Genomic DNA, 8,619 nt, shown 5'->3' with positions numbered 1-8,619 from the left:
TGCTCCATTCAGCATTCATTTCTACAACCTGGTTGACGGGACGGAACTTGAGATATAACTTCTGAAGCTTTTCTCGAATATCACCGATCGTGCGCTCCTCGACCAGCTTTCCTTTGTTGATGAGAATAATGCGGTCGCATAACATTTCGACTTCGGTAAGTTCATGCGAAGAGAAGAAAATAGTGGTGCCAGAGCGCTGCTTTTCTTGAAGCAGTTCTCTCAAATCACGTCGGCCGACCGGATCGAGTCCTGAGGTGACTTCATCGAGGATGAGTATTTCAGGATTACCGAGAACGGCTTGCGCTATCCCAACTCGCTGAAGCATGCCTTTTGATAGGCTCTTGCAAAGCGTCGTTGCTTTGTCCTTAAGCCCGACACGTTCGATAAGCTCTTTCACTTCCATTCGCAGCATCGTTCCCGGTAAGCCTTGAAGCTGGCCGTACATCGTCAGGACTTCAGCAACGGTTAAAAAAGGATAATAGAGTGCGACTTCGGGAAGAAATCCGACACGTCGTTTTGCTTCGACTGAACCGGCAGGGAAGCCAAACACTGTGGCTATGCCGCTCTTGGCATGTTGAAATCCCATCAAGGTGCGAAGCGTCGTGGATTTACCTGCGCCGTTTGGTCCGAGGAAGCCAACTACTTCGCCTGGGCCAATTTTGAATGACAAATTGTCGACAGCGCGAACCTTTTTGCCGCAGAAAGGTTTGTATTCGATAGTAAGATTTTGGACATCAATAATATATTCACTCATAACAAGGCAATTATCGGCAATTTTGCTTGCAGAGACTAGAGATACCGAGCAGGGGTTAGCAATAAATTCGTAATTAGAAACTGTATTGTGCTATTCAAATTGCACGTTGTTGATTTTATGCTTTTAGATATGTCACGATTGGCAATCAAGGAGATTACTATGCCGGAAAGATTATGGGCGCCGTGGAGATTGGAATATATTGAATCTGCTGATAAGGCAACAGGGTGTATTTTTTGTACAAAACCGGCCGAAAATTGTGACGAGGAACATCTAATCCTTTGCCGCAGCGCATATTCTTATATCCTCTTGAATAAGTTTCCTTACAGCAATGGACATTTAATGGTTGCTCCTTTTAAGCATTCTGCCGACATGAACGATCTCGATGATGCTGAGATGTTGGATATTCAGCAGATGGTCAGAATGAGTGTGAATGTCTTGAAGGGAGTTTATAACCCAGATGGATTTAATCTCGGCGTCAACTTAGGCCGTGTTGCTGGAGCCGGAGTTGAGGGGCATATTCACTGGCATGTGGTACCTCGATGGAGCGGCGATACGAATTTTATGCCTGTTATATCCGATATTCGCGTGATCCCCGATAGCTTGGAAGCAACCTATAAACGATTGAAAGAGCAGTATGAGGTGATTTGTGGGCGATAGGGACCCCGGGCAAACAACTCTTAATGAAGTCGCCAAAAGAGCGTCCGTTTGTCCTGCCTGTAAGTTGAGCCAAACCCGAAAGTTTGTGGTATTCGGCGAGGGTGATCCCCATGCGAAGTTGATGTTTATTGGCGAAGGCCCTGGCGAGCGAGAGGATGCGACAGGGAGGCCATTTGTAGGCCGCGCCGGTGCGTTATTAGATAGAGCGCTTCGTGAAAATGGTTTGCATCGTCCCGATGTTTATATCGCCAATATCGTTAAATGCCGCCCTGTTCTTATGGAAGACGGCAGGGCGCGCAATCGTCCCCCGGAACAGGAGGAAATTGACGCCTGCCGACCTTGGCTTGAATCTCAAGTACAACTTATTCAACCCAAAGTTATTCTTTGCTTAGGCTCCCCTTCAGCCAATACAATTATTCACAAGAACTTCAAAATCACCCTCGAGCGCGGCCAATTTTTCACATCCCAATGGGCCAAATCGGTAATTGCGACCCTCCACCCAGCCTACGTCCTGCGCCTAATGGGTGACCCCCACCAAACCGGCTATAAAGCCTTAGTAGAAGACATCGCCAAAGCCTGGTCAAAAGCCAACGAAGAAATTCCTGTTCCCCCTGGTGAGGATCAGTTGAGCCTTTTTTAGGGAAGGTGATAGGTGATGCTTTCTTAAAGAAGCTAGAGACTGGAAGCTGGAGGCTAGATTCCGGATTTGGGTCATTGTTTAACATGTCATTGCGAGGCGGTTTGTGCCGAAGCAATCTCCTCCGATAGCTATCTGATTGCCAACCTCACCGCCCTTTGATATGGCCTTAAGGCCTACTCAGGGAAGCGGATTTTGGGTTGGGAATAAATAAAAAGAGTTCCGCTTATCCTGAGTAGGGCGAAGCCGATATCGAAGGATTTGTGATGCTTCGGTAGCAGAGCAAAGCGCCGCTGCCGGAGCTTTGCAGGAAGACCCTTCGACTACGCTCAGGGTGACGTGCCGTTGGCACGTATGGGGCTGATATATGTATCAGCAGCTTTAGGAGATATTTGACAAAACACTGCCCGTATGTTAACTTGTAGAGTGATTGTATGATTGAGGAGGATGTGCTGTACCGTGGAGAAAAATGATGAAGATTAAAACCAATCGGATGATGGCCAAGTTTTGCCCAAACGGTTTTGAAGAGACCGATGTGCAAATACCAAAAGAGATATTGAAGATCCTACGTGCTGGATTGGTGTACATGGACGGGTGCGTTTATCTTAAGAAATTGCTATCGAAAACCTCTATGAATGAGGCTGTATATGGCGAGAAGAATGGCAGCGAGAAGACAGGCCGCGAGTTCTCTATAAATCACTTTCACATTGATTTTTATACCGATAATCAATGGGGGGAGATAGCATTTGCTTTTCTTCGTGAGTTAAATAAACAGCTTCGTGCTGAATTTCCGATGCAGCAGTTTCGTGGTATTTTTTCTGTGAATGAGGACAGCTGCACCATCCGCTTTCATATGGTGCGTCCTGGAGAGGACTGGATTGATAACGAGCTTGAGCATTACAAAGAGGATGGAGTTTGTGTTATTGATTTCTAGCATTCAGTTTTGATACATATTTTCTCCGCACCTACAAGAAATCCTCATTAGGCCATAAGCATAGATGACCTATCCCTTAGCGGGTATATTTATTTGTGACGGTTTTGGAACGAGCTTAAGGGTTGGATCGTATATTATTTATCTGAAGCGGTTCTTTAGAGGGCTTGGGATTATAGTGAAAGGTGAATTTGATTTTGCAGTATGAGTTGTTGGTGATGGATTTGGATGGGACGCTGCTGGATAGCGCTTTTTGTATTCCGCCACAGAATGTTGATGCCGTTAGAAGTTTGGTTTCCACCGGAGTTAAGGTTGTTTTGGCCTCGGGGCGGATCGAGCACTCGATGCGGCGATTTTATAATGAATTGGGATTGGATACCCCCATTATCTCCTGCAATGGAGCTTTGGTTAGAACGTCGGAAGAAGAGATACTTTCTCATCAACCGTTACCCACGAACCTAGCAGATGAGGTTCTTGATTACTGTATCGCCAATGACATTCACTTGAACTACTATCATGTCGATGTGCTTTCTTGTTGTAAAGACACTGAATGGGGGCGGCGATATAACCTGCATGTGAGGGAACAAAATGTGTTGGTACGCCCAACTGAGGAGCTTCGAGGGACTTCCCCAACCAAGCTGGTTATCGTTGACCATCCTCCGATTATCGCCAAGCTTTGGGAAGAGATGCAGGCGCGATATGGTGACAATTTATATATTACTGTCAGTGAGCCGCAGTATCTCGAACTGATGAATCCTAAGGCCTCGAAAGCGCATGGCTTAAAGGTTGTGTGCGAACACTTAGGAATTGCGCCTGAGCGGACAGTTGCGATTGGGGATAGTCATAACGATTTGCCAATGCTTCGGTCGGCAGGGTTATCGTTTGCGATGGGGAATGCCGGTGAAGCAATTCAGCAAGCTGCCGACAGAATTGCGCCTCGAAATGATGAGGCAGGGGTTGCGATTGCAATAAAAGATGTTTTTTGTTTGAATTTTGCATGAATCTGATTAATCGATAGAGGAATTGGTTACATTACCATAGAAGTTTTCTTTTTTACGGGCATACTTATGCCCAAGACTAGGTAGAATTACAGGTAAGAGTGTATAGTAGCCGTATGGGCGCTACGGTTGTCCACGGCAGACAATAAGTCCCAACCAGGGAGAGGAGCACAATGGGAATGATTAACTCAAGAGCCTTTAAGTGGGTGTTTCAAAGCCTCGCTTCAATTTTCTTTCTCTCAATTACGTCTGTGCTATTTGCGCAGCTTAGCGTGAATATCGCCAAGCCTTTTGACACCGGTACCGTTGGCGGGAAGGCGAAAGTCGAATTTACGATTACAAATGCAGGCGCTGGATTGACTTGGCGTGCAGTCATTGATAAGAATACGCCAAGCTCACAGCAAGTAAATGCCGGCACCACCGCCAGCGATACTTTCTTCTGGGATACAACGGGTTTGTCGGATTCTATCCATACTTTAACCCTTTATGCGAAAGACACCAGTAACCCTGTCGAAATATCAACGACGGTCAATGTTACAGTTGATAACACAAACTTTATCGTTTTAACCGCTCCCTTAGAGGGGGCTGTGGTAAAGGGAACTGTAACTGTAACCGGTAAGGCTGCTGGTTCATGGGACTTGAAGCTCGATGATACCGTTGGGCTGACAACAGATAATGCCGCAAGCGCAATTAGCTTTGAATGGAGCACTGACCCGGTATCGCAAGGAACTCATACCCTTTCATTAATTGTAAGAGACACCCTTGGAAGCGAAAGCCGGATAGTAAGAACGGTTAAGATCGATCGAACCGTTCCTACAGTGACGATTAATACCCCTGCTAATAATGGCTTTGTAAAGGCTAGTAATGTTTCGGTCACCGCAACCGTAAATGATGCAAATCCCAATACATGGGAAGCGAAAGTTGATGGCGGAACAACCGGACTTTCTGTGTCAACGGGGTCTGGCGGCAGTATTTCTATTAATTGGAACGCTGCTAGCTTCTCTAATGGTAAACACACGATCAGCATCTCCGCTACTGATAAAGCAGGAAACGTTGGTAGCGCCTCAACAGTGGATGTGACAGTCGATAGTATATTGCCGACGGTGACGCTGACTACGCCAGTAAATAACGCTCAGATTAGCAATAGTCCGTTGGCGATTACAGGAACCGTTAGTGATACTAATCTGCAAGGATGGAACCTCACAATCGATGGCGGATCAACCGGCTTTACTCCCTCTTTTTTTACAGTCTCAGATAGTTCAACAACCGTCGCAGTTAGCGCTACCCTCGATCCTTCGTTATTGAGCGAAGGCGCCCATACGTTGGCGTTAATTGGCTCCGATAAGTCTGGCAATACGCTGCAAAAAAGCGTAGTATTGCTGAAGGACGCTACCTCTCCGGTTGTCACTCTCACTAACCCTGATGAGAACAAAACTGATGTCAAGTTCTTCGGAACGCAGACCATTACAGCGTCCATTCAGGATACAAGTGATGTGACTTGGATCGTTAAGATAGGTGAAGTGCAGTTGGGTAGTGGAACTACCAAGAGCATAAGCGTTAATTGGAATACAGCGCAGAAAAATCTTGATAGTTCATCCAAGTATCCTGATGGCACACATACCGTCACGATTATTGCAACTGATACAGCCGGCAACTCGTCTACTACAAAAAGCAAACAGGTTACCGTCAACAACACACCGCCGGTACTCGAGGTCACTACTCCTACGGATAAATCCTATGTGAAGGGTGTTGTCCAAATCTCCGGCACAGTAAATGACGCTCTGGCTACTTGGGTGGTTAGAGTTGATGGTCAGCAGATTGATAGCGGCACGGGCAGCATCATAGATACTGCATGGGATGCCACAAACACGTCATCGGGACTTCATTCCGTCGTCGTGACAGCAACTAATGAAGTTGGTAATAGCGCTACTAAGACAATAAGCGTTAGGGTGGATAACGATAAGCCGACGGTTAAAGTCTCTTACCCCTTCAATAATATGAAGATTCGTCCTGGAACAAAGCTGACAGTCCTTATCGATGTAACCGATTCGTTCTTCAATACTTCCGATGCGACACAAAACAGCGTGCTTGCTACGGGTGTAACAGCGGTTATTAAAGATGACAAAGGCGTTCAGGTAGCTTCTATCACGTCATTAAAAGAAATAGTTGCTCAGTCAGGGACAATAGGGCGATGGTTCGGAACAGTAAATATCACTGTACCGAAGCCCTTCAGGGCGCTAAAAGCATATGCGATTGAAGTGACAGCAACCGATAAATCAGGCAATACTTCGGTAAAAGTGACCAGTAAGTTTATTGTCAAATTTTTCTAAAAATGAGGAGTCGGAGTTATGGTAACGGAGGCAAGGATGAGATTAACTAATTTGAATTCAGCCAGTAAATGTCGAAGCTTTGTGCTTATGGTCGTAATGGCAACCACGCTTGCGAGTATGGCTTTAGCACAGATTCCAGACACCTTATATAGTTTAGGTATTAGCGCTCGCGGGGAAGGAATGGGGGGAGCTGTAACGGCTCTTTGCTATGATGCTAGCGCTACAGTCTATAATCCAGCCGCGCTGGCAGTAATCAGCAAACAGCAAGCGATGGCTTCCTTAGGCGCTCAGCCAAATGTGACCACTTCTTTAAGTGGGCTTGCGAGTAATCCCTCGACTTTTAATGAAACCGATGCTGGCAACATGGGTTTTAATTTTGCTGGAGTGGTTATTCCTTTCAGTCAGATCATGCGGGGATTTGGTAGTGGCACTTTGGGTATAAGCTTTGCTCGAATCGGTCACTTCCTGCAAACATCCTCAGGAGTACTTACTAGCGAAGACTCACAATCGAACGCGAACTTTACACGGAAAGAAAGGAAGGAAATCAATACAGATCTGATAACGATTGCTTTTGGTTTTCCTCTTGAGCGTTCCCATAAATTGAATCTGGGCATTGGCGCAGTTGTTGGACAGCAGCGGTTCAATTTTAGTTCCTCAGATATTCTTGACCCTAACGATTCAACTTTTAATTCGTCCTCAAGTAATACAGCTACCGGAACGGGAATTGGTGGCATTATCGGTATTTTGGCGCCTGGTGCAAGAATGACTTGGGGTGCCTGCTATCGAAGCCAGATTTCACTTACCGGACATGGCCAATTCAGCGATTTTACCAAAGAGATGCCTGCAAGGTTAGCTGGAGGGGTTGCCTATCAAATCAGCCGTTTCGGCAAACCTGATGAAGGATCGGGATCCGATCTCATCGGCGCCGTTGATGTCGAACACTTCTTTGAAGCTAATAGTGGAGCTGAAGACCAACGAAAAGCTGTCACAAACGTCCATGTAGGTGTCGAATACACATTGTACATGAACAAAATGGTTGTTCCCATTAGAGCCGGTTACCGAACAAATCGTGCTGCCGGCGGGGCTACCTTTGAGGATCAAAGTGAATACATCCTGGGCGTTGGATATCGTCCGCTAAGCGATCAGTTCGCAGTTGATTTTGCTCTGGGTGTTTCTGGCGATGTTGTTGATACCAGCATACTCAGTCTGAACTACAAGTTCTAACGTAGTTCACATTATTAGTGAATGTTTATTTGCAGAAGAAGGGCGGTTTCGACCCGTAGAATCCGCTCTTCACTGTGCTATCGGAGGTTACAAGCGATGCATCTCTGTCGGTTTCTTGGTTGTTTTTTACTAATTAGTTTGATTACTATGGTCGCCTTTGCGGAAGATACGAGCTGGCAGACCACTTACGAGAATGCCGTCAGTGCTGCGCGTGCGAAAGATTGGGTTAAAGCCAGCCAATTGTTCGAGCAATCAATCAATGCCAAAGGCGATGACACTAACCAGACATTTAAAGTTCAGATTGGACCTGGATTGGTTGGGAATTGGCGGAGTGGAGCGCCATACACACCACACTGGGGACTTGGTTACTGCTCCTATAAGGCAGCGATGAATGTGAGAGAGGATGCTCAGAAAGCCTCTTTATTACAAGCAGCTATTGCTAACTTCGATTGGCTGCGCTCAAATGGTTTTAAAGACCGATATGTAACCTTTATTCTTTCTAAAACCTATGAAGCATCTGGGGACGCGGTTAGAGCGGAATTAGTCCGTCAGGAATTATTTACTCCAGGCACATCGGGAAATAACATCGATCAAACCTATTTGACCTCTGATGATAAAAAGGCTCTTAGTAATGTAAAGAAGCCTAAACCGCCAAAACCTGTCGTGGTGGTTGAAAACAAACCTAAGCCGGAATCGAAACCAACTACGAAGCCTTCTGTGCCGACTATTGTTGGACAATCGAGGCCTCTCAAAGCTACTGAAAAGGTGAGCGAAGAGCCAGATGCAACCCCAAAGGAAGAACCAACCTATGTAGGCATGCTGATTAAACGCAAAGCTGGGTCTGGGATAGATTCGGGTAATTATCCAATTTTGAAAGGCGAAAGCTCGAACGGTGGTCCGGTACCGGAAATCATCATCATCGATCCGTCGAAGAATACAATTCCTGGTTTGCCATCAGTATCTAACCCCACGCAGCCTTCTACTACGCCTCCGAAAAGTGTTCCTAACCAATTGAAATATGCCATTCTCATCGGTAACTCTAAGTACGACCAGTTCGTTGGAGAGGTGCCTTTTGCCGCGAATGATGC

Annotated in this window: 8 protein-coding genes; 7 read left to right on the top strand and 1 reads right to left on the bottom strand. The window is 46.1% G+C overall.

All coding sequences use genetic code 11. From position 1 onward, the window contains the following. The coding region (locus tag WCO51_06505) for an ABC transporter ATP-binding protein (protein MEI6512911.1) at window positions 1-754 on the bottom strand (754 nt) is incomplete at its 3' end. A 159-nt stretch (window positions 755-913) separates the two neighbouring features. Here WCO51_06505 and WCO51_06500 point away from each other — a divergent pair. From WCO51_06500 to WCO51_06470, 7 genes are all read left to right on the top strand, one after another. After that, entirely contained in the window at window positions 914-1,411 is a 498-nt protein-coding gene (locus WCO51_06500; GenBank protein MEI6512910.1) for an HIT domain-containing protein, read from the top strand. Beyond that, window positions 1,401-2,051, top strand: a complete 651-nt coding sequence (locus tag WCO51_06495) for a uracil-DNA glycosylase (GenBank protein MEI6512909.1) — start codon at window positions 1,401-1,403, stop codon at window positions 2,049-2,051. Before WCO51_06500 ends, WCO51_06495 begins: the two co-directional genes overlap by 11 nt. A gap of 466 nt (window positions 2,052-2,517) precedes the next feature. After that, window positions 2,518-2,982 carry a hypothetical protein gene (locus tag WCO51_06490; protein MEI6512908.1) on the top strand — a complete coding sequence of 155 codons (465 nt, stop codon included), beginning with the start codon at window positions 2,518-2,520 and terminating at the stop codon, window positions 2,980-2,982. A gap of 182 nt (window positions 2,983-3,164) precedes the next feature. Continuing rightward, entirely contained in the window at window positions 3,165-3,980 is an 816-nt protein-coding gene (locus WCO51_06485; GenBank protein MEI6512907.1) for a Cof-type HAD-IIB family hydrolase, read from the top strand. A 176-nt stretch (window positions 3,981-4,156) separates the two neighbouring features. After that, a complete protein-coding gene (locus WCO51_06480) occupies window positions 4,157-6,307 on the top strand; it encodes an Ig-like domain-containing protein (GenBank protein MEI6512906.1) in 2,151 nt (716 codons plus the stop codon). 36 nt (window positions 6,308-6,343) lie between these two features. Next, entirely contained in the window at window positions 6,344-7,531 is a 1,188-nt protein-coding gene (locus WCO51_06475) for a hypothetical protein (GenBank protein MEI6512905.1), read from the top strand. A gap of 96 nt (window positions 7,532-7,627) precedes the next feature. After that, window positions 7,628-8,619 (top strand): hypothetical protein (locus WCO51_06470; protein MEI6512904.1); only part of this gene is annotated, 992 nt, incomplete at its 3' end.

The sequence above is a fragment of the bacterium genome (genome assembly GCA_037131655.1).
In the GTDB taxonomy this organism is placed as follows: domain Bacteria; phylum Armatimonadota; class Fimbriimonadia; order Fimbriimonadales; family JBAXQP01; genus JBAXQP01.
This window is presented reverse-complemented; position numbering and strand designations above follow the sequence as displayed.

Excerpts from the sequence above, each read along its gene's own strand:
- WCO51_06500 (MEI6512910.1), top strand. The coding sequence starts at position 914 with ATGCCGGAAAGATTATGGGCGCCGTGGAGATTGGAATATATTGAATCT.
- WCO51_06490 (MEI6512908.1), top strand. The coding sequence starts at position 2,518 with ATGATGAAGATTAAAACCAATCGGATGATGGCCAAGTTTTGCCCAAAC.
- WCO51_06480 (MEI6512906.1), top strand. The coding sequence starts at position 4,157 with ATGATTAACTCAAGAGCCTTTAAGTGGGTGTTTCAAAGCCTCGCTTCA.
- WCO51_06475 (MEI6512905.1), top strand. The coding sequence starts at position 6,344 with ATGAGATTAACTAATTTGAATTCAGCCAGTAAATGTCGAAGCTTTGTG.